The sequence below is a fragment of the Streptomyces sp. NRRL F-2580 genome (assembly GCF_000720115.1).
Lineage (GTDB): Bacteria > Actinomycetota > Actinomycetes > Streptomycetales > Streptomycetaceae > Streptomyces.
In genome coordinates this window covers 90774-111672 of the sequence record NZ_JOIR01000016.1, presented here as the reverse complement: position 1 = coordinate 111672, position 20899 = coordinate 90774, and the positions used below count along the sequence as shown (strand labels likewise).

At 73.5% G+C, this 20899-nt stretch carries 16 protein-coding genes; 7 read left to right on the top strand and 9 right to left on the bottom strand.

All coding sequences use genetic code 11. The features are described from left to right. Positions 1–133: 133 nt before the first annotated feature. Both IF88_RS0119645 and IF88_RS0119640 read left to right on the top strand, forming a co-directional pair. The gene (locus IF88_RS0119645) at positions 134–997 is read left to right on the top strand and encodes an aminoglycoside phosphotransferase family protein (protein WP_030713665.1); all 864 of its coding nucleotides are present in this window, start codon (positions 134–136) and stop codon (positions 995–997) included. A 20-nt stretch (positions 998–1017) separates the two neighbouring features. Beyond that, positions 1018–1656, top strand: a complete 639-nt coding sequence (locus tag IF88_RS0119640; RefSeq protein WP_078892995.1) for a hypothetical protein — start codon at positions 1018–1020, stop codon at positions 1654–1656. Positions 1657–1671: 15 nt separating this feature from the next. Here the strand turns inward: IF88_RS0119640 and IF88_RS0119635 are convergent, their stop codons facing one another. The 5 genes from IF88_RS0119635 to IF88_RS0119615 form a co-directional block, all read right to left on the bottom strand. After that, positions 1672–2172, bottom strand: a complete 501-nt coding sequence (locus IF88_RS0119635) for a hypothetical protein (protein ID WP_030713661.1) — start codon at positions 2170–2172, stop codon at positions 1672–1674. A gap of 137 nt (positions 2173–2309) precedes the next feature. Beyond that, positions 2310–3218, bottom strand: a complete 909-nt coding sequence (locus tag IF88_RS0119630) for an oxidoreductase (RefSeq protein WP_030713659.1) — start codon at positions 3216–3218, stop codon at positions 2310–2312. Positions 3219–3585: 367 nt separating this feature from the next. After that, a complete protein-coding gene (locus tag IF88_RS0119625; RefSeq protein ID WP_030713656.1) occupies positions 3586–3864 on the bottom strand; it encodes a GlsB/YeaQ/YmgE family stress response membrane protein in 279 nt (92 codons plus the stop codon). Between the two features lie 502 nt (positions 3865–4366). After that, the gene (locus IF88_RS0119620) at positions 4367–5098 is read right to left on the bottom strand and encodes an exonuclease domain-containing protein (protein ID WP_030713654.1); all 732 of its coding nucleotides are present in this window, start codon (positions 5096–5098) and stop codon (positions 4367–4369) included. Positions 5099–5246: 148 nt separating this feature from the next. Beyond that, positions 5247–6536 (bottom strand): SAV2148 family HEPN domain-containing protein, encoded by a 1290-nt coding sequence (locus IF88_RS0119615; protein ID WP_030713651.1) that lies wholly within the window; start codon positions 6534–6536, stop codon positions 5247–5249. Between the two features lie 283 nt (positions 6537–6819). Here IF88_RS0119615 and glgX point away from each other — a divergent pair, with 283 nt between their 5' ends. Further along, positions 6820–8934, top strand: a complete 2115-nt coding sequence (gene glgX / locus IF88_RS0119610; RefSeq protein ID WP_030713650.1) for a glycogen debranching protein GlgX — start codon at positions 6820–6822, stop codon at positions 8932–8934. Here the strand turns inward: glgX and IF88_RS0119605 are convergent. Beyond that, a complete protein-coding gene (locus tag IF88_RS0119605; RefSeq protein ID WP_030713647.1) occupies positions 8919–10202 on the bottom strand; it encodes an MFS transporter in 1284 nt (427 codons plus the stop codon). The genes glgX and IF88_RS0119605 overlap by 16 nt on opposite strands. Before the next feature lie 82 nt (positions 10203–10284). Between IF88_RS0119605 and treY the strand changes: the two genes are divergently transcribed. Next, positions 10285–12555 carry a malto-oligosyltrehalose synthase gene (gene treY, locus IF88_RS0119600; RefSeq protein ID WP_051837188.1) on the top strand — a complete coding sequence of 757 codons (2271 nt, stop codon included), beginning with the start codon at positions 10285–10287 and terminating at the stop codon, positions 12553–12555. Positions 12556–12607: 52 nt separating this feature from the next. On the opposite strand, the gene IF88_RS0119595 is transcribed toward treY, so the two are convergent. Next, positions 12608–13516 (bottom strand): LysR family transcriptional regulator, encoded by a 909-nt coding sequence (locus IF88_RS0119595; protein ID WP_051837186.1) that lies wholly within the window; start codon positions 13514–13516, stop codon positions 12608–12610. An 83-nt stretch (positions 13517–13599) separates the two neighbouring features. On the opposite strand from IF88_RS0119595, the gene lpdA reads away from it, so the two are divergent. Together lpdA and IF88_RS0119585 are read left to right on the top strand one after the other, a co-directional pair. Continuing rightward, positions 13600–15051, top strand: coding sequence for a dihydrolipoyl dehydrogenase (gene lpdA, locus IF88_RS0119590; RefSeq protein ID WP_107050575.1), 1452 nt, complete (start codon positions 13600–13602; stop codon positions 15049–15051). Between the two features lie 138 nt (positions 15052–15189). After that, entirely contained in the window at positions 15190–16470 is a 1281-nt protein-coding gene (locus IF88_RS0119585; RefSeq protein ID WP_030713640.1) for a M14 family zinc carboxypeptidase, read from the top strand. Here IF88_RS0119585 and IF88_RS0119580 read toward each other — a convergent pair. Together IF88_RS0119580 and lanKC are read right to left on the bottom strand one after the other, a co-directional pair. Beyond that, the gene (locus IF88_RS0119580; protein WP_037806404.1) at positions 16467–16946 is read right to left on the bottom strand and encodes a GNAT family N-acetyltransferase; all 480 of its coding nucleotides are present in this window, start codon (positions 16944–16946) and stop codon (positions 16467–16469) included. The genes IF88_RS0119585 and IF88_RS0119580 overlap by 4 nt on opposite strands. Positions 16947–17528: 582 nt before the next feature. Next, on the bottom strand, positions 17529–20186 hold the full coding sequence (gene lanKC / locus IF88_RS0119560; protein WP_051837184.1) for a class III lanthionine synthetase LanKC: 2658 nt from the start codon (positions 20184–20186) through the stop codon (positions 17529–17531). A 219-nt stretch (positions 20187–20405) separates the two neighbouring features. On the opposite strand from lanKC, the gene IF88_RS0119555 reads away from it, so the two are divergent. Continuing rightward, positions 20406–20870: a hypothetical protein gene (locus IF88_RS0119555; protein WP_030713634.1), complete on the top strand. Its 465-nt coding sequence runs from the start codon at positions 20406–20408 to the stop codon at positions 20868–20870. Positions 20871–20899: the final 29 nt, after the last annotated feature.

The window sequence follows — 20899 nt, the reverse complement described above, 5'->3', positions numbered from 1 at the left end:
GGCGGCGGGCGGTGGTAGAACTCGGATGCGTCGTGATCACGCCGGCCGCAGGAGCCGAAGCCGGAGCCGGAGCCGGAGCACGATCAGGCACAGGCACAGGCACAGGAACGGGAACGGAACGGGAACCGACGGCATGGACGAAGCGCAGGCCAGGCGGGTACTGACGGCGGCGGGCCTCACGCGCGGGGCGACCCGCGAGCCGGCCCTCCTCGCGTTCGGCGAGAACGCCGTCTTCGCCGTCGGCGACCTCGTGGTGAAGGTGGGCCGGGAGGCGGCGCTGCTGGAGCGGGCCCGGCGGGAGCTCGCGGTGGCCGACTGGTTCGCGGCGGCCGGGGTCCCGGCGGTCCGTGCGGCCGAGCCGGAGCCGCGGCTGGTCGAAGGGCATCCGCTCACCGTGTGGCACCGGCTCCCCGACGCGGTCCGGCCCGCGGGCGCCGAGGACCTGGCGGTGCTGCTGCGCGCCGTCCACGCCCTGCCCGCGCCGCCCTTCGCCTTGCCCGCGCGGGACCTGCTGGGCGGGGTGGAGCGCTGGCTGCGGCTGGCGGGGGACGCGATCGACCCTGCCGACGCGGCGTACCTGTGGGCCCGCCGGGACGCCTACGCCGGCGAGGTGGCGGCCCTGGCCCCGCACATCCCGCCCGGCCCGGTCCACGGCGACGCCCTGCCCCGCAACGTCCACGTGGGCCCGGACGGCCCGGCCCTGGTCGACCTGGAGACCGTCTCGGCCGATCTGCGCGAGCACGACCTGGTGGTGATGGCCCTCTCGCGCGACCGGTACGGCATGCCCGACGAGGAGTACGGGGCGTTCGTGTCGGCGTACGGGTGGGACGTCCGTGACTGGCCGGGCTGCGCGGTCCTGCGCGGGGCCCGGGAGACGGCGAGCTGCGCCTGGGTCTCCCAGCACGCCCCGGGCAACCCGAGGGCGCTCGCCGAGTTCCGCCGCCGCGTGACCTCCCTCAGGGACGGCGATCCGGAAACGCGCTGGCATTCCTTCTAGGACCCCGGTAGCAAGGGACCATGCACGTGCAGATACCCGTCACCGTCCATCAGGCCCGTCTGGGTCCGCAGGAGTTCCAGGTCGTCCGCCCGGCACTGCCGCCGCGGCGCGCGCTGCTCCTGGACGAGGGCCCGTACCTGAACGCGTACGTCGGCCAGGAGGCCGCGCGGCTCCTGGCCGGGCTGTGGAGCCTGGCCGCCATCTCCCCGCGCTGGCTGGTCCACGTGCCGCTGCGCCCCACCGGCGCCGGCGCGGGGGAGCCGGGATCACGACCGCTCGACCTCGTTCTGCTGCACCACTCGCTCCGGTTCGCGCCCTCGCGCTGGAAGGAACTGCGGGGGCGGCTCGGCCCGGGCCGCCGCCGGAGCGTCAGCGCGCCCGCGTCGGAACCGGAGATCGACTACGAGGCCCTGCGCCACGCCGGGAACCGCGACCACTTCCACCAGCACCTCCATGCCGAGACGCTGTTCATGACGGGCAGCGCGAAGGCGTTCCGCGAGACCGCCGGCCTCTTCCGCGAGGTCGCCCGGCACGGCCCGGCTCACGTCCGCGACGCCACGCGCCACGGCCACTACTGTGCCCGCCTCCACCGCGGCGACGCCCGCACCCGGGAGATCCACATCGAGTACGTCGACTCCTGGCCGTTCGTGCCCGCCTGAACGGGTTCGCGCTCCTCATGCCCGGCGCCGTTTTGCGTACGACCAGGTCACCGCGGTCATCAAGGCGGGGATGGCGAACAGCGGGGCGAAGGCGAGCCACCAGACGGTCAGTGCGGTATCGCTCGACATGTACGTCTTGCTTTCGACGGTGAAAGCGACCACGAGTTGCCACAGCGCCACCAGGACCAGGGCGCCCGTGCCGGTCCAGGCCAGCCTGGCGAGTGCCCGGGGGCGCAGCGGCTGCCACCTGTCGCTGACGAGGAGGAGCGGAAACAGAGCGGCCGCCTCGGCCAGGACGGAGAGGCCGACGACGTACGCGATGCCCCATCCCGGGATGTCGAAGACGTCGCGCAGCACCTGGTCGCTGTAGCCCACGTAGACACCGGAGGCCATGGCGATACGCCACAGACCGGACGGGACCGCGCAGAGGGCTATGGCGTGGGCGGCGCGGCGAGCCCAGGCCGGCGCGGGTGCGAGGGAGGGGAGGGGAGCGTGGGCTGTCGTCATGACGTACATGCTGGCTTCGGACACGGCAGCCGCACATCGTCCGTCACGGCGGGCCGCCTCCCCTGGCGGAGGGAGGGCGCGCCCCTCAGGTAGGACCTGAGGGGCCCCCGATCGCCCGACCCGCCGGGCGACTCGCAACCAGCCCGCTAGGACTGCGCCTTCACGGTGTCCAAGGTTTCCAGGTCGTCCCGGGACAGCCGCAGCGCGCCGGCGGCGATGTTCTCCGCCAGGTGATCGGGGTTGGAGGTGCCGGGGATCGCCAGTACGTTCGGCCCGCGGTGCAGTGTCCAGGCCAGAAGGACCTGCGCGGGTGTCGCACCGTGCGCGCGGGCGACCACGCGGAGCGCGTCGTGGTGGGAGCCGGCCGCCGGCGCCTCGCGCCGGCGGCCCGAGATCGCGAAGAACGGCACGAAGGCGATGCCCTGCCGGTGGCAGTCGTCGACCAGTGCGTCATCGTCCGCGCGCCGCTGATCCAGGCCGTACGGATTCTGCACGCAGACCACGGGCGCGATGGTCAGGGCCTCGGCGAGCTGTTCGGGCGTGACGCAGGACAGCCCCAGGTGCCGGATCAGCCCGGCCTTCCGCAGCTCGGCCAGCGCACCGAAGTGGTCCGCGACCGACACGATCCCGTTCACCCGCAGGTTGACGACGTCGAGGTGGTCCCGGCCGAGCTGACGCAGGTTCTCCTCGACCTGCCCGCGCAGCTGTTCGGGCCCGGCCATCCCCAGCCATTCGCCCGACGGGCCCCGCCACGGCCCGACCTTGGTGGCGATGACCAGATCGTCGGAGTACGGCGCCAACGCGCGGTTGATCAGCTCGTTCGCGGAGCGCAGCGGCGAGAAGTAGAACGAGGCGGTGTCGATGTGGTTCACCCCGAGCCCGACCGCGCTCCGCAAGATCCGAACGGCGACTTCCCTGTCGATCGGGGCGCCGTCGGAGTTCCCACCCATCCCGTTCCCGGTCAGCCGCAGCGACCCGAACCCGAGGCGGTTCACCTCCAGATCGCCGAGCCTCCACGTACCCGCGGCCGCCGCCGTGACCGTCGCTGATTCCACCCTGTCCCACTCCCCTGCTCGTCGTTCCTCCGGCACCGGGCGGCCGTCGGCCACCGGTCGCGCTTGGGGAGTATGGGGTGGTGATCACCACGGCGAGAAGGCGTACAGGGTCGGCGAAAAGTCACACCGCGGACGGGAACCCAGCGCCCGCACAAAGCCGTTGGATTATGTGTACGGACCTGGCCGAGTGCTGGGACTTGTCCGGCAACATGTGACTACTCGCGCCGGCCGGCAGGTCACCTTGAAACTCTGACGCAGCGGTACACCGGGGAAGCGAGGCCCGGGTCTGCTTGGACTCCCGACGGCAAACGGCTCCGCCCTCGAAAGGAGGGGGAGCCGTTCGCGTGTGGCAGTGGGACCGGGCCGCTCAGGCGTGGCGGTGATTGCGCTTGTTGCCGGTGACCAGTCGGTAGATCACGAGGAGGATGACGGAGCCGATGATCGCGGCGATCCAGGTGGAGAGGTCGAAGAAGCCGTCGATGGAGTCGACGCCGAAGATGACCTTGCCGAGCCAGCCGCCGAGGAGACCGCCAGCGATGCCGATCAGCATCGTGATGATGACGCCGCCCGGGTCCCTGCCCGGCATCAGCGCCTTCGCGATGAAGCCCGCGAGCAGTCCGATCAAGATCCAGGCAATGATGCCCATGCGCTTCTCCTACCTCGCAGAATAAGAACGATGTCAACGCGCGTCTTCACCGCGACGAGGTTTCCAAACGTCGGAACCCTCGGTTCCTTTGCCGGCGGATCTGGCCGTAGCCCCTCCACTGTGGGGACGGATGACGACGCGTCCGCCCCGTTCCCGGCCGGCCGTCAGCTGCCCAGGGGGCACCAAGTTCTCCAGGTCCTCGGTCTGCGCTCGCTGCTGGGACGGCCGGGACTCGACGACGACGAAGCGGACGGACCGCCTGCACCGCCTGATCCGCGCAACCGGCGCCCCCGGCCTCGTCGAGGAGACGATCGACGCCCGCCGGCGGCGTGCACGGCGGCCTGGTCATGGTCTGCGCCGGCCTCAAGGACCGCCCGCCCCGTGGGGGAACCTCGATCAGGTGGTGGTCCGTGCGGCGGCCGTCACCAGCGTGCGGAACCGCTGCGAAGGCATGCGAGCCCGCAAGGTCTCAAGGTGTACGCCCAAGACGTCGAAGGCCTCATCATCGCCCGGAGTCCTGGCTCTCCCGGTGCGGGACCACCGGCCACGCCGGCTCGACTATCGCCTCGGGGTCCGAAGTGCGCCGGAGGTAGCTCTGGAGCGACTCGGCCTGCTGGGCGGCCGCGCGGATCTGGAGGTCGTGGAGGTCCGCCAGCTCGATCGTGCCTATGGAGGCGTGCCTCGCGCCCACCCGGCGGGCCGCGCGCGCCGCCGCGAGGGCGTCGGCGGCCGCGTTGTGCGCGTCGTCGAGGGTCACTCCGTAGTGCTCGCAGAGGGCCTGCAGGGTCCGCCTGCCCTTCCGGTACCGGTCCGCATGCTTGTCGAGGACCAAGGGGTCGATGACGGGCGCGGGCCTGCCCGGCAGCCGGTCGGCCAGCGATGCGATCCCGTGCCGGCGGCACTCTCGGTCGAGCAGGGACAGGTCGTAGCGTGCGTTCATCACCACCAGCGGGGTGCCGGAGCGCAGCCCGTCGGCGAGCGTCCGGGTGATCTCCGCGATCGCCGGGGCGGCCGGCACGCCCTCGGTGCGGGCGTGCTCGGTGGAGATGCCGTGGATCGCCGCCGCCTGTTCCGGGATGGCCACGCCGGGATCGAGCAGCCATGTGCGGGTCCGCGCGACCCGGCCGTCCGGCTCCATGGCCACGACCGCGGCGGTGACGATGCGGTCGGACTCGATGTCGGTCCCGGTCGTCTCCAGGTCGAAGGCCACCATCGGCCCGCTGATCCAGCTCATCGCAGGAACCCCCGCGATTCCCCCGGTTCCCCCGCGCCGGTCCGTTCCAGATCCCCCATGCCGTGCCCCTCCCCCGTACGCCTTCGGTCAACGGCTTTCAGCCTGCCACGGGGCACTGACAAACCCGACGACACCCCCCTCAGGGGGGTCACGACACGGGGCGGGAGTCCTCCCACATCGACTCGAACTCCTCCCGGTACGTCGCGAACAGCCCGTGGTCCGCGTCCTTCGGGACGCCGCGCCCGCCGCCCCGCAGGACCAGGACGGGCGATTCCATCCCGCGCGCCCGCCGCAGGTACGACTGGACCACCGCGATGCCCGAGGAGTTCCCCTCCACCAGGTAGGCGGTGAAGCGCGGGGTCTCGTCGAAGACGTGGATCTCGAAGCGCGAGGGGTCCCGCAGGCCCGCCCGGACCCGGCGGACGTGCAGGATGTTCATCTCCACCGAGCGGCTCAGCTCGCCCTTGCGCAGTCCCAGTTCCCGCTCGCGCCGCTTGACCGCGCTGCTCGCCGGGTTCAGGAACAGCAGCCGCACCCGGCAGCCGGCCTCCGTGAGCCGGACGAGTCTTCGGCCCGAGAAGTTCTGGACCAGCAGGTTGAGCCCTATGCCGATGGCGTCGAGCCGCCGCGCGCCCCCGAAGAGGTCCTCCGCGGGGAGCTGCCGCTGCAGGCGCACCCGGTCCGGGTGGACGGAGATGACGTCCGCGTAGCGGTCGCCCACCAGGTCCTCGACGGCGTCGATCGGCAGCCGGTCCGCCGAGGGGCTGCCGGCGCCGCCGCCGAGGACCTCCAGCAGCCGCGCCGAGGCCCGTTCCGCCTGCTCCAGTACGGGCCGCGACAGCGCCCGGTTGCGGGAGACGACGTTGCGGGTGACCTCCAGCTCGTCCAGGGCCAGCTCGATCTCGCGCCGGTCGTCGAAGTACGGCTCGAAGCACGGCCAGTGCTGGACCATCAGCTCCCGCAGCTGGGGCAGGGTCAGGAAGCTCAGCACGTTGTCGTCGGCCGAGTCGAGCAGGTAGCCCTTGCGCCGGCTGACCTCGCGGACGGCCACGGCCCGCTGCACCCATTCCTGCCCGGCGGGCCCGGCGGCCGCGACCACCCAGTCGTCCCCGCCGTGCACCGGCTCGTAGATCGGCCGGAGCACCGCCCCGACCACCGAGCGCAGCCGCTGTTCGATGAGGTTCAGCCAGATGTACGCTCGGCCGGCCCGCTGCGCCCGAGTGCGGACCTCGCTCCAGGCCTCCGTGCTCCAGTCGAGTTCGGCGCCGGCGGATCCAGGACCCCCGGCGCTCCCGGCCTCCGCCGGTCCGCCCGCCAGGGAGACCGCTCCGGCCGCGATCCCCGTCGGTGCCCCGCCCGGGACACCTCCTGGGGCGTCCGCCGGGCCACCCTCGTGACTGCTGTCACCAGGGGGCAGCTCCAGACCTCCCGAGCTCACCCGTGCACCGCCTTCTGCGTCTGGACGCCCGTCTCCAGTGATCACGGAAGGGTACTCCGCGCGCGCGGCCCGGTGCAGCCCGATGGACCCCCACCTGTCGCCCGTTGACCCATTATCCGATCCGCAGACAGTCCGCTGACCCGCATACCAGCTCTGCGGGTCACCCGGTAGGACCCCTCCCAAGTCCGCGCGTGGACGCCCTCTTTCGGGGAAGATCGGAACAGTGACGTGGTCCACGCCGGATCAGCCGGGACATCCGACAACGCGGGAAGAGTCGTTATCTATGCAGGTCTGGCCGGGACAGGCGTATCCGCTCGGCGCCACTTACGACGGCGCCGGCACCAATTTCGCGGTCTACTCCGAGGCCGCCCGACGCATCGAGCTGTGCCTCCTCCACGACGACGGCTCGGAGTCCGCCGTGGAACTGCGCGAGACGGACGCCTTCGTCCGCCACGCGTACCTGCCCGGGGTCATGCCGGGTCAGCGCTACGGTTTCCGCGTCCACGGCCCGTACGAGCCCGAGCGCGGGCGGCGCTGCAACGCGGCGAAGCTGCTGCTGGACCCGTACGCGCGGGCCATCAGCGGCCGGGTGACGTGGGGCGAGGCGGTGTACGGCTACCACTTCGGCCGGCCCGACTCGCGCAACGACCTGGACTCCGCCCCGCACACCATGAGCTCGGTCGTGGTGAACCCGTACTTCGACTGGGCCAACGACCGGCCGCCGCGCCACGAGTACCACCACACCGTGCTGTACGAGGCGCACGTCAAGGGCCTGACGATGCGCCATCCGGACCTGCCCGAGGAGCTGCGCGGCACGTACGGGGCGCTCGCGCACCCGGCGGTCATCGGGCACCTCGCCAAGCTCGGCGTGACGGCGCTGGAGCTGATGCCGGTGCACCAGTTCGTCAACGACCACCGGCTGGTCAACGACGGGCTGAGCAACTACTGGGGCTACAACACGATCGGTTTCTTCGCCCCGCACAACGGCTACGCCTCGGGCGACCGCGGCCAGCAGGTGCTGGAGTTCAAGTCGGCGGTCCGGGCCCTGCACGAGGCGGGGATCGAGGTGATCCTCGACGTGGTCTACAACCACACCGCGGAGGGCAACCACCTGGGCCCGACGCTGTCCTTCCGCGGGCTCGACAACGCCTCGTACTACCGGCTGGCGGACGATCCGCGGCACTACATGGACACCACCGGCACGGGCAACTCGCTGCTGATGCGCTCCCCGCACGTGCTCCAGCTGATCATGGACTCGCTGCGCTACTGGGTCACCGAGATGCACGTGGACGGCTTCCGCTTCGACCTGGCGGCGACGCTGGCCCGCCAGTTCCACGAGGTGGACCGGCTGTCCTCGTTCTTCGACCTGGTCCAGCAGGATCCGGTGGTCAGCCAGGTGAAGCTGATCGCGGAGCCCTGGGACCTGGGCGAGGGGGGCTACCAGGTGGGCAACTTCCCGCCGCTGTGGACCGAGTGGAACGGCAAGTACCGGGACACCGTACGGGACCTCTGGCGCGGGCAGCCGCGCACGCTCGCGGAGTTCGCCGGGCGGCTGACCGGCTCCTCGGACCTGTACCAGGACGACGGGCGGCGCCCGCTGGCGTCGATCAACTTCACCACCTGTCACGACGGTTTCACCCTGAACGACCTGGTCTCGTACAACGAGAAGCACAACGAGGCCAACCGGGAGGGCAATCGGGACGGCGAGACCCACAACCGGTCCTGGAACTGCGGGGTGGAGGGGCCGACGGAGGATCCGGAGGTGCTGGAGCTGCGCGAGCGCCAGATGCGCAACTTCACGGCCACCCTGATGCTGTCGCAGGGGGTGCCCATGCTCAGCCACGGCGACGAGTTCGGCCGCACCCAGGGCGGCAACAACAACGCGTACTGCCAGGACAACGAGCTGTCGTGGGTGCGCTGGCCGGAGCCGGGCAAACCGTCGCCGTCGCTGCTGGAGTTCACCCGGCGGATGGTGTGGCTGCGCCGGGACCACCCGGTCTTCCGGCGGCGCCGGTTCTTCCACGGCCGGCCGGTGGAGGGGACGCACGACGAGCTCTCCGACATCGCCTGGTTCACCCCGCACGGCGAGGTGATGCGGGCGCGGGACTGGCAGGCGCAGCACGCGCGGGCGCTGACCGTGTTCCTCAACGGGGAGGCGATCTCCGAGCCGGGCACCCGCGGGGAGCGGATCACCGACGACTCGTTCCTGCTGATGTTCAACTCGGGCGCGGATCCGCAGGACTTCACGATTCCGGCGGGGCACGGCGCGCAGTGGCACCTGGTGGTGGACACGGCGCGGGCGGACGTGCTGCCACCCGGTACCGGGCCGCAGTACGCGGCCGGCGACCGGGTGGCGCTGACGGGTCGGTCTCTGGTGGTGCTTCAGCGCCCGGCGTAGGCGGCGCCGTTCTCGTCGGCCACCTGCGAGGCGGTCCGCGGGCCGGGGGCGAAGGCGGCGGTGTGCGTACGGGCGGCGGGCACCCGGGTGACGAGGGCGAGGGTCAGGCAGAGCGCGGCGGCCCCGACGGCGACGGCGAAGGCCCCGGCGGGGCCGTACCGCTCGGCGAGGCGCCCGCAGACGACGAGCGCGGTGGCCTGCCCGGCCACCAGGCAGCTGGCGGCGAAGGCCATGGACGTGGAGAGCCGGGCCGGTTCCACGGCCCGCTCGGTGAGGGCGAAGGCGGTGATCAGGTGGGGCGCGTAGGCCGCCCCGAGGACGGTGACGACGGCGTACAGGGGCCACAGGCTGTCGGTGACCAGCAACGGCGCCGAGAGCACCAGGGCCGCTGCGGTCGCCACCCGCCAGCGCAGCCGCAGTCCGAAGCGGGCGGGCAGCGCGCCGAGCGAGAGACCGACGGCGGCGCTGACGACGCCCATCGCGGAGTAGACGACGGCGGCCTGGTCGGGGACGCCCAGCCGGATGGTCAGTGCGGTGATGCCGGCCTGGCAGGCGCCGAACATCGCGCCCTGGAGGGCGAGGGAGCCGCGTACGGCGTAGACCACGCCGGGCGGCCGGACCCGGTTTCCCGTGCCTCGTCCGCGCGCGGGGGCCCCGGCCGTGACGGCGGCGGTCGGGTGCAGGGCGTAGGCGGTGCCGAAGACGGCGACGAGGCCCGCCGCGCCGCCGAGGGCGACCGCCGGGTGCGCGAGGAGCGCGGCCATCCCGACCAGGGCGGGTCCGAAGACGAAGGAGACCTCGTCCAGGGTGCCTTCGAGCGCGTGGACGGCGCCCACGACGCTCTCGTCGGCGCCGGCCCGGTGGGCCAGGGCCACGGAGCGGGTCCGGGCGAGCGGCCCGATCAGTGGTACGGAGGCGCCGGTGAGGGCGCCGATCGCGGCGAGCGGCACGGTGGCCAGGTGGGTGAGGGCGCCCGTTACCAGGGCGGCGGTGGCCACCGCGTTGACGGCGGCGGCGGCCAGGACGACGGGCCGCTGCCCGTGCCGGTCGGCGAGCCAGCCGAGGACGGGTCCGAAGAGGACCTGGCCCAGGGAGAGGGCGCCTCCGACCACGCCGGCGGTGGCGAGGGAGCCGCTGGTCTGGGCGACCAGCAGGAAGCTGCCGAACTGGGACATCGCGACGGGCAGTCGGGCGAGGAAAGAGACGAGCGGGAGTAGGGGCCCGGTCAGGGCGATGACTTTTCGATAGGTGTTGACGGTTCCAACCACTTGATCGACATTAACTCGGCGCAGTCACTCGGATGCATTGGGTCATGGCACGGAATCCGGCAGGTTGGGTACGTACGTTCTCATGAGCCAGCCGCAACCGGTCACTGAATCGGAATCTAATGTTCCGGCACCTGTCACTCCGGCGTCGACCTACCGCCTCCAGCTGCGTCCGGAGTTCCCCTTCGCGGCGGCCGAGGCAGCCGTACCGTACCTCGCCTCGCTCGGCGTGTCGCACCTGCACCTCTCCCCCGTACTGGAGGCGGTACCCGGCTCCGCGCACGGGTACGACGTCACCGACCACTCCCGCGTACGGGCCGAGCTCGGCGGCGAGCCGGGCCTGCGCTCCCTGGCCCGGGCGGCCCGGGCGCACGGGCTCGGCCTGGTCCTCGACATCGTGCCCAACCACATGGCCGTGCCGACGCCGCTGCGGCTGAACCAGCCCCTGTGGGAGGTGCTGCGGGACGGACCCGGCTCGCCGTACGCCCGCTGGTTCGACATCGACTGGGAGGCCGGGGGCGGGCAGGTGCTGCTGCCGGTGCTCGCCGGGCCGGCGGAGTCGTGCGAGCTGACGGCCGACGGCGGCGTACTGCGCTACGGCGAGCAGGAGTTCCCGCTGCGGGCCGGCACCGAGGGGCTGGCGCTGCCCGAGCTGCTCGCCGCGCAGTGGTACCGGCCGGCCTGGTGGCGGGAGGCCCGGACCGCGCTCAACTACCGGCGCTTCTTCACCATTTCGGATCTGATCGGGGTCCGCGTGGAGGACCCGGAGGTGTTCACCGCCACCCACGCGAAAGTGCTGGAGCTGCTCCGGGACGGTGTCGTGCAGGGGCTGCGGATCGACCACGTGGACGGCCTGGCGGACCCGGAGGAGTACCTGCGGCGGCTGCGCGCGGCGGCCGGGGACGGCTGCTGGGTGGTCGTCGAGAAGATCCTCGCCCGCGACGAGCGGCTGCCGCCCGCGTGGCCGGTGGCGGGCACCACCGGGTACGACGCGCTGTACCGGGTGGACGGGGTGTTCACCGATCCGGCGGGGGCCGCGGAGCTGGCGGCCCGGTACGGGCGGTCCACCGGGCTGCCGCGGTGGCCGGAGGCGGCGCGGGCGTGCGCACGGGAGGTACTGACCGGTGACCTGGCCGCCGAACTGCGGACGCTGGAACGCCGGTCCGGACCCGAACTGGCCGGGGCGGTGCGTGAGTTGCTGATCGCCTTTCCCGTCTACCGGCCCTACCCCGGCGATTCGGAGCTGCCGCCGCAGGCCCTGGAGCAGGCGGCCGCGGTGGCCGGCCCCGGCGCGGTGGCCGGCGTACGGGAACTGCTGCTGCGGGACCCGGCCTTCGCGGCCCGCTTCGCGCAGACCTCGGCGGCGCTGCGCGCCAAGTCCCTGGAGGACCGCGCCTTCTACCGGTACGCACCCCTGCTGTCGGCGACCGAGGTCGGCGGCGAGCCGGGCCGACCAGCGGTGTCGGCCGCGGAGTTCCACGCCTACTGCGCCGCCCAGGCCCGGGAGTGGCCCGCGGCCGGGACGGTGCTGTCCACGCACGACACCAAGCGCAGCGCGGACGTCCGGGCCCGGATCGCGGCCCTGTCACAGGCACCGGAACTGATGGGCCGGCCCGACGGCCCCGACCCCCACCTGGCCTGGATGGCCCGGCAGACCGCACTCGGGCTCGGCCCGGTCCCCGACGCCGTGCCCCGGCTGTCCGAGGCGCTGCTCAAGGCGGTCCGCGAGGCCGCCCTGCGCACCAGCTGGACGGAGCCGGACGAGGGCTACGAGGCGGAGGTGACCGGATACGTACGGGCCCCCCTCGACCTCCCCGTGGAGCTGGCGGAGGCCGCCCGCGCCAACGTCCTCGGCATGACGCTGCTGCACCTGGCGATGCCGGGGGTCCCGGAGGTCTACCAGGGTGCCGAGACCGAGTACCGGGCCCTCGTCGACCCCGACAACCGGCGCCCGGCCCGCTTCCCCCGCCAGGAGCTGGCGCGGCTGGACACGGGGGCCGCCCCACAGGGCCCGGCCGAGGAGAAGCTGGCCCTGACGGCCGCCCTGCTGCGGCTGCGCCGGGACCGTCCGGAGCTCTTCCGGGGCTACGCCCCCGTCCCGGCGCAGGGCCCGGCGGCCGGCCATCTGGTGGCGTTCACCCGGTCCCCCGGCCTGCTGGTGGCGGCCACCCGGCTGTCCCACCGGCTGGCCGCGTCCGGCGGCTGGCGCGGCACCCGGCTGCCCCTGCCGCCCGGCACGTGGACCCCCGCCCTCCCCCCGCACCCCGACGCGAACTCCCCCGTCTCGCACAGCGGTTCGGTCGACATGGCCGACCTGCTGGCCGGCCGCCCGGTGGGGGTCTGGCTCCGCCGGTGATCCTCCGCGGACGCCGGCCGGGAGCCCGCGGGTGCCTCGGCGCGTCCGCCGCTCAGTCCGGCCGCGCACTCGCGGCCGGAACCGCCGCGGCCCGGGCCCCGAACAGCTCCGCGAAGGCCTCGGCCGCACCGGTCAGCGGGACCCGGGAGAAGACCGCCAGGGACCGGTGCCACGGCGGATCGAGGGAGAGCAGTACGCAGTCCTCGCCGACGGCGCCCCGGACCATGTGGGCCGGGGCCATGACGACGCCCACCCCGGCGGCCGCCATCCGTACGGCCGTCGAGGTGTGCTCCGTACGCAGCACCGTGCGCGGGGTGAAGCCGACCGCGCCGCACGCCCGGTCCAGTACGAGGACGCCGTCGGCCAGCGGTTCCATCGCACAGCGGATCCAGTCGCGATCGGCGAGCTCGGCGAGGCGGACGGCTCCCCGCCCGGCCAGCGGATCGTCGAAGGGGACGACGATGACCAGCTCCTCCCGCCCGATCCGCAGCAGCGGTCCCATCCACTCCGCGGGCTCCGGGCCCACCGCGAGGTCGGCGACGCCCCGCTCCAGCTGCTCCTCCAGCGCGTCGGTGGAGCCGTACTCCCGCAGGACCAGCGACACCCCCGGGTGCAGCGCCCGCCAGCGGGCGGCGATGCCCGGGAGCAGGCCGACGGCCAGGGCGTGCACGGTGGCGACGTGCAGTTCGCCGCCCGCCACGCCGGCGGCGGCGCGGGCCGCCCGCTCGGCCTGGCGGGCGCTGCGGACGGCGAGCTGCGCGTGCGGGAGGAAGGCACGGCCCATGGGAGTGAGCCGGACCCCGCGCGGCAGGCGCTCCAGCAGGGCGCCGCCGACGGACCGCTCCAAGGCCTTGACCTGGTGGGACAGGGCGGGCTGGGTGACGTGCAGGGCGTCCGCGGCGCGGGTGAAGGAGGACTCCTCCACGACGGCGAGGAAGTACTCCATCTGGCGCAGGCTCATGAGCCGGAAGCATAAAGAGCGCGCATGGGACCCAGAAGATCATTTCCTTGGACGTGGCGCGACGGCCGGTCCAGGCTGGGCACATGACCCAAGACGTGCACAACGACGCGACCGACGTGACCGACGTGACCGACGACAGCACCGTGGACGTGATCGTGATCGGCGGTGGCACCGGCGGCTACAGCACCGCCCTGCGCGCCTCGGCCCTCGGCCTGACCGTCCTGCTCGCGGAACGCGACAAGGTCGGCGGGACCTGCCTGCACCGCGGCTGCATCCCCAGCAAGGCGATGCTGCACGCGGCCGAACTCGTCGACGGCATAGCCGAGGCGCGCGAGCGCTGGGGGGTCCGGGCGAGCGTGGAGTCGGTCGACTGGTCGGCGCTGACCGCCACCCGGGACGACATCGTCTCCCGCAACCACAAGGGAGTGGAGGGGCACTTGGAGCACGCCGGGGTGCGCGTGGTGCGCAGCGGCGCGCGGTTGACCGGTCCGCGCTCGATCCGCACCGAGGACGGGCGGGAGTTCACCGCGACCCGCGGGATCGTGCTCGCCACCGGGTCCCGGCCGCGGGTCCTGCCCGGGCTGGAGCCCGACGGGGCCACGGTGGTGACCAGCGACGACGCCCTGTTCGCCCCCGGGCTGCCGGCTTCGGTCCTGGTACTGGGCGGTGGGGCGATCGGCGTCGAGTACGCCTCCTTCCACCGCTCCATGGGCGCCGAGGTGACCCTGGTCGAGGCGGCCGACCGGCTGGTTCCGCTGGAGGACGCGGACGTGTCCCGGCACCTGGCGCGGGGCCTGAAGAAGCGCGGCATCGACGTGCAGGCCGGGGCCCGGCTGGAGGGGGCCACCGTGGCGGACGGGATCGTCCGGGCCACGGTGCGCACCGCGCGCGGGGAGCTCCGCGAGCTGACGGCCGAGCGGCTGCTGGTGGCGGTCGGGCGGGTCCCGGTCACGGACGGGCTGGACCTCGCGGCGGCCGGACTGGTCACCGACGAACGGGGGTTCGTGGCGCCGGCCGACTGGTCCCGGCTGGAGACCGCCGTCCCCGGCGTCCACGTGGTGGGCGACCTGCTGCCGCCGCCCTCGCCGGGGCTGGCGCACGCCTCCTTCGCGGAGGGGCTGCTGGTCGCCGAGACGCTGGCCGGGGTGGCGAGCGCACCGGTGGACTACGCGGCGGTGCCGCGGGTGACGTACTCGGCGCCGCAGACCGCCGCGGTCGGGCTGACGGAGGCGCAGGCGCGCGAGGCGGCGCACGACGTGGTGGTGAACACGATGCCGCTGACCGCCGTGGCGAAGGGCATGGTGCACGGGCAGGGCGGCACGGTGAAGGTGGTCGCGGAGCGGCACGGACGGGTGCTCGGCGTGCACCTGGTCGGGCCGCACGTGTCCGAGATGATCGCGGAGAGCCAGCTGATCGTGGGCTGGGACGCCGAGCCGTCCGACGTGGCCCGCCACATCCACGCCCACCCGACGCTCTCGGAGGCCGTCGGCGAGGCCTTCCTGTCCCTGGCGGGCCGCGGCCTGCACCAGCAGTAGGCCCGTGCTCCGCCCGGACCCCTGGGGGGCTCCGCCCCAGACCCTCCCCAGGCTCCGTCCGGGGGACCCCCACGCCGGCGGCGCCGCACCCAGGCCCTGCGCGGATACGGGCCCAGCCCGGCGGGCATGGCATCACTTGTGAATCTCCTCCGTGACATGCGCTACCCCACTCCGCACGAACTCGGGCTGGCCGCCCGCGCACTGGCGGACGAACACCCCGGCGAGGTCCGGCTCCGCCAGGCCGGCACCTCCCGGGCCGGGCAGCCGCTCTGGGTCCTGTCCGTGGCGGCCGTCGGCCCGAACACCCGCAACGTCCTCGTCGTCGCCGGGGCGCACTCCAACGAGCCCGTCGGCGGTGCCACCGCCCTCTCGCTCGCCCGGCGCGTCCTGCACGAGCCCGCGCCGCGGGCCGGCTGCGGCTGGCACTTCCTGCTCTGCGCCGACCCGGACGGCGCGGACCTGCACCGCACCCCGCGCCCGTACTCGCTCCTGGACTACCACCGGAGCTTCTTCCGGCCGCCCGGCCCCGAACAGCCCGAGTGGGCGCCGTCTTTACTGCCTCCGGACCGGCTGCCGCCCGAGACCCTGGCCCTGACCGCGCTCATCGACGAGCTGCGGCCCGTGCTCCAGGTCTCGCTGCACGCCACCGATCTCGGCGGCTCCTGGGTCCAGCTCACCCGGGACATACCCGGCCTCGCCGAGCCGTTCGCCAAATCGGCCGCCGAGCTGCACATCCCGGTGGAGAACGGAGCCTCGGACGCCGCCGGCTGGCCCTCCCCCGGCCCCGGGATCTTCGTGATCCCGCAGCCGGGGAGCGAGGCCGCCGGGGCCTTCCACCCGGAGGACACACGGCTCAGCACCTGGTACCACGCCCACCGGTACGCCGGCACCACCGCGATCGTCGAAGTCCCCATGTGGGCCTCCGACCTGGTGGACGATCCGGCCCCGCACCCCGACCCGCGCGGCGCCCTGCGGATGCTCGCCGGGCGGCTCACGGCGGACTCCGCGCTCGTCGCCGGGGTACGGGACCGGATCCGCTCGGGCCCGCCGCCGCACGAGGACGGGGCCACGGCTCCGCTGCTGCGCGCCGTGGACTGGACGCTCACGCTGATCCCCCGGATCTCCGACGAGTGGACGGGCGACGGGGCTCCCACGGAGGCCACCGCGGCGTACATCGCCAGCATCGACGCCTTCGGGCGGCGGCTGTCGCTGCGCGCCGCCGCGATGCTGCTGCGGGTGCTGCGCGCGCAAGGGCATCCGGCGGCGCCCGGCCTCGACCGGCTGGTCACCGGGTGGTGCGAGGACTTCGCAGCCCGCTTCGGCGCCCGCTGGGTCCCGGTGGCCACCCAGGTGGAACACCAGTCCCGGACCGTCCTGGCCACGTACGAGCGCCTCCTGGCGGCCGACCAGGCCCCTTAGGCGGTGGGCTCCACCGGCTCCACGGGCAGGGCGTACCGGCGCTTCGGGGAGCCGGTGGCGCCGAGCCTGTCGTAGAAGCGGATGGCGCCCTCGTTCCAGTCGGGGGTCTGCCACTGGACCTGGTCGAGGCCGAGCTCGCGGGCCAGGTCCCGCACCCCGTCCATCAGGGCGGCGCCGAGGCCGTGGCCGCGGGCCTCCTGCGCGAGGTAGAGGCAGTCCATGTGCAGGTAGTGCCGGGCGTCCCAGAACGCGAACTCGGCGGAGCAGGCGGCGTATCCGGCGACCGCGCCGTCCGGGGTCGCGGCGAGCAGCACCCACAGCCGGGCGTCCTCGGCGAACAGCTGCGGGCCGAGCCGCTCGGCGAGGCCCGGCGGCCGCGGCGCCGACTTCTCGTAGGCGATGTGCTCGTGGACGAGCTCCACCAGGCGGGGGAGGTCCCCGACGCGTGCACGGCGGATGACAGAGGTGTGTTCCATGCCCGTCATCCTGCGCGGTGGCTCCCACCGGCGGACGGGCGGGACCCGGCGGACGGGCGGGACGGTCTGCGGGGCGCTGCCCCGCAGACCGTCCTGGTCCGTGAACGGACCCTCACCGCACCTGCCGGGCAGGTGGGTCACACCCGGCTTCAGTGGAAGCTGGTGTTGTGGCACTGGAAGCTGGCGGAGCTGGCGAGCAGCACGTCACCTTCCCCCTCGGCGATCTCGAGCTGCTGGAGGCTGAGGATGGACATGGACTTCACCTCCTTTCGATGGTGTTCGTGTGAGCGGGCGAGCCACCCGTGGATCAGTGGAAGCTCGTGTTGTGGCACTGGAAGCTGGCGGTGCTGCCGAGCAGCGCGCCGCCCTCTTCCTCGGCGATCTCGAGCTGCTGGAGGCTGAGGATGGACATGACGGTCACCTCCCTTCGGGTGTCGGGGTGTCGGGGGTCGCGCGGGCCGGGAGCGGCCCGGCGGGCTCAGGCGAGGGTGCCGTGGCACGCGTAGCTGATGGCGCTGGCCAGCAGTACGCCTTCTTCCTCGGCGATCTCGAGCTGCTGAAGGTTGAGGATGGACATGACGGTCACCTCCTTTCGGGTGTGGGGGTTTCGCTGGGCCGGGAGCGGCGCAGCGGGCTTCGGGCGGCGGTGGTCGGTGCCGGACCGCCGAGCAGGGGGAGGAAGAGGTCGGTGCGGCGGTGGGCGGCTTCCATCGCCAGGAGCACTCCGGCCGATCCGGTGGCGAGGTCCATCGACAATCGGACCAGGTGCCTGCCGGGGAAGGCGAGGCCGTCGCCGTGGGGGACGGCGTGCCGCCACAGGTCGCGCCGGTGGCCCTGGAGGGCGGCCTCGTCGGCGGCGCCGCGGCCGGCGGCCGTCAGGAAGTACAGCAGTCCGGCGCGGCCGTCGAGCAGGCCGGGGAAGACGGTGAACTGGCCGCGTGCCGCCTTCCGGATCGCGCTGAGGGCGTCGGCGAAGCCCGGGTCGGCGCGGTGCTCCAGGAAGGCTGCCAGGGCGAGTCCGATGCCGGTGGACCCGGTGCCGAGGTAGATCACGGACCGCCAGCCGTCGTCGACCTGCAGGGAGCCGTCGACGTCCGCGCATCGTTCGAGGTCGCGGCGCAACGCCTGCTCGGCGAGGTCGAGGTGACGTGGCTCGCCGGTGCGTTCGTGGAGGCGGACGAGGAACAGGGCGGCTCCGGCTGCCCCGGTGGTGAGGCCCGCACCGTGGTCCGCGCCGGGGCCCGGTTCCGCACCGGGGCCCGCGCCGGCCGGGCGGACCAGGGCGGCTTCGACGCGGTCGGCGATGCGGCGGGCGTGGTCGAGGTGGCGGTGGTCGCCGCCGCGGGCATGGAAGCCGAGGGCGGCCAGGCCCGTGCCGGGCAGTCCGGTCAGCAGGCCGAGGCTGGTCGTCTCGGCGGTGCGGTCGAGGGCCCGGCCCAGGATGTCGGCGGCCTCGTCGTGCCGTCCGAGGAGGTCGAGGACGGTGGCCACGCCGCAGGAGCCGTTGAACAGCCCGACCGGGGCGGTGGTGACGTTCCGCAGGGCCGTGGCGGCGAGCCAGTCAGTCCAGGCGGGGTCGACGGCGTGACCCGTGGCGTGCAGGGCGTACAGGACGCCCGCGGCGCCGTGGGACAGGCTGGTGCCGCCGCCCTCCTGGGCTCCCTCGGGGTCGTTGGGGAAGAGCCGGTCGTTCCGGTCGGGGGTGGCGGAGGCGGTGAGCGCCGCCACGAGCCGCGCCCGGTTCTCCTCCCAGTCCCGGCCGGCGGGACCGGGGCCGGAGCCGGGATCAGGACCAGGGTCGGCGCCGGCCGGTACCGGTGCGGTGGTCCCCGCGATGGCCGCCATGGCCGCGGCTGCGTCGCGGGCGTAGTCGGCGGGCAGCGGGAAGCGTTCGTGCGCCCAGCGTGCGAGCTGGTCGGGCTTGGCCGGGTCCAGGGCGGACAGTGCTCCCAGCGGGATGAACTGGCCTAGCCGCACGGCGGCCAGGCCGTAGGCGTCGACGTCGGTGCCCGTGACGTGGGCGGGAGCGGCGAACCCGGGTGCGCCCAGAAGGCCGGTGCGCCGTTCGCCGACCGGGTGGGCGGCTTCGAGGTCGATGAAGGTGACGGTGTCGTCGGGGCGCACGATGATGTTGTTCGGGTGCAGATCGCCGAAGACGATCCCGGCCCGGTGGACGGCCTCCGTCGCCGCGGCGACCTTGTCGAGGACCGACAGCGACCAGCGCGTGTACTGCGCGTACGCCTCCGCTGTCGCGCCGGGACGCACCAGCGGCAGGCGCAGCACGGCGGCCTTCGCCAGCGAGTCGCCGTCGATGTGCTCCTGGACGAGGAAGTGGTGTTCCCAGTAGGTCTCGTAGCCCAGTACCCGCGGTACGAGGCCGGTGCCGGCCAGTGCGGTGAGCATGCGGTGCTCGTTCCGCAGGCGGCCGACGGCGTCGAGTCCCTGCGCGTCGAGCCCGGCCAGGGGCCGTGCTTCCTTCAGGACGACCAGGTCCCCGGTCTTCGGGTCCTTCGCCAGGTAGACCCCGCCCCCGTTGGAGAAGTGCAGCGGTCGCACGATCTCGTAGGGCAGGTCGACGCGGCTGACCGCGGTGAACCGTTCGACGCGGTCGCGGATGAAGGGGGGCATCGGGGCCCACCGCGGCGGGGTGAACGCCGCGGTGCGCGGATCGCGCACCGGGGTTCCGTCCGGCCGGACGATGGCCAGCACGGGTGCGTCGCCCCCGTCGTGGGCCCACCGCGCGGCGAACGCCCCGTACCGCACGAACACCGGGCTGCTGTCGCTCCAGCGCAGGTCGGACAGGATGTAGGGGCCCTGCTGTCCGTCCAGTGCGGCCGTGAGGGCGTCCAGCAACGCCTTCAGCTCCTCGTCGCCCGCCGGGTAGACGGTGATGAACTTGCCCGAGGAACCGCGGTGGGCGTACTTGGAGTTGAACGCCGACAGCAGCCGGCCGCTGCGCAGGTACTTGAAGGCGACGCGGTGCGAGGCGCAGACGGCGGCGGTCCTGTGCAGGATCTCCTGGGCGGCGGGGGCCGCGGCCGATATGTGGATCTTCCACCCCTGCGTCGGCAGGGGCCGGCCGAAGAACACCCGCACCCATACGTCCGTGTCGTCCTGCGACACGGTGGCGTCGCCCACCGGCGGAGGTGTCCAGCGGTCGTCCTCGTCCCGGATGCGCTGCGGCACGTCGTAGAACACCGGGTCGGCCAGACAGAACGCGTACATCTGAGCCAGGTTCATCGCGTCCCCTTCCCGGACTCGTGGGGGGCCAGTTCGTCGGTCATGGCCGTAACTGTGCGGCGGGCCGGTCTTCGTGGGATGAACGGGCGGCCATCGCCGGCGATCGCCGGTGATCACCGCGTCGATCGGCTGCTCATCCCGCGTGGACGGCCGCCGAGGATCTTGTTTCCCGGTGGCCGCAGAGCCGCGCACCGTCACGGAACAAAGAAAGAGCCTCTCATGATCAACTCGAAGCGCATCCGCCTCGCGCTCGTCGCCCTCGTCGCCTCCGGAGCGGCGCTCGCCGCAGCCCCCGCCCAGGCCGCGGGGACCGTCACGGCCGTGACCCGGACCCAGGCGTCGATCGCCGTCCAGGCCGAGTCGCCGATCTCGCTGATGCGCTGCCGCGACGACGGCCAGGGTTGCCCCCTCCCGGCCAAGCCGGACTGCGGCCGCAAGTCCGCCCCGACTACGATCGACTTGTGGTCGCAGCACATGCGGGACCGGATGAACGAGCGGACCTTCACCGAGGAGCAGGCGCGGGAAGCCGTCAGGATCGGCGCGGACGACGCCTGGTGCCAGGTCGACGAGGGCACCTGGTTGTACGACGCGCAGCTGAGTGGCGGGGGCCGGCTGGTGGTCGTCGTCGGCTGGGACCGCGCCTCGCGTCAGTCGACGGCCGTCACCGGTTGGTGGAAGAAGTAGGGGCCGCCGGCCCGCCCGGATCGCGTCCG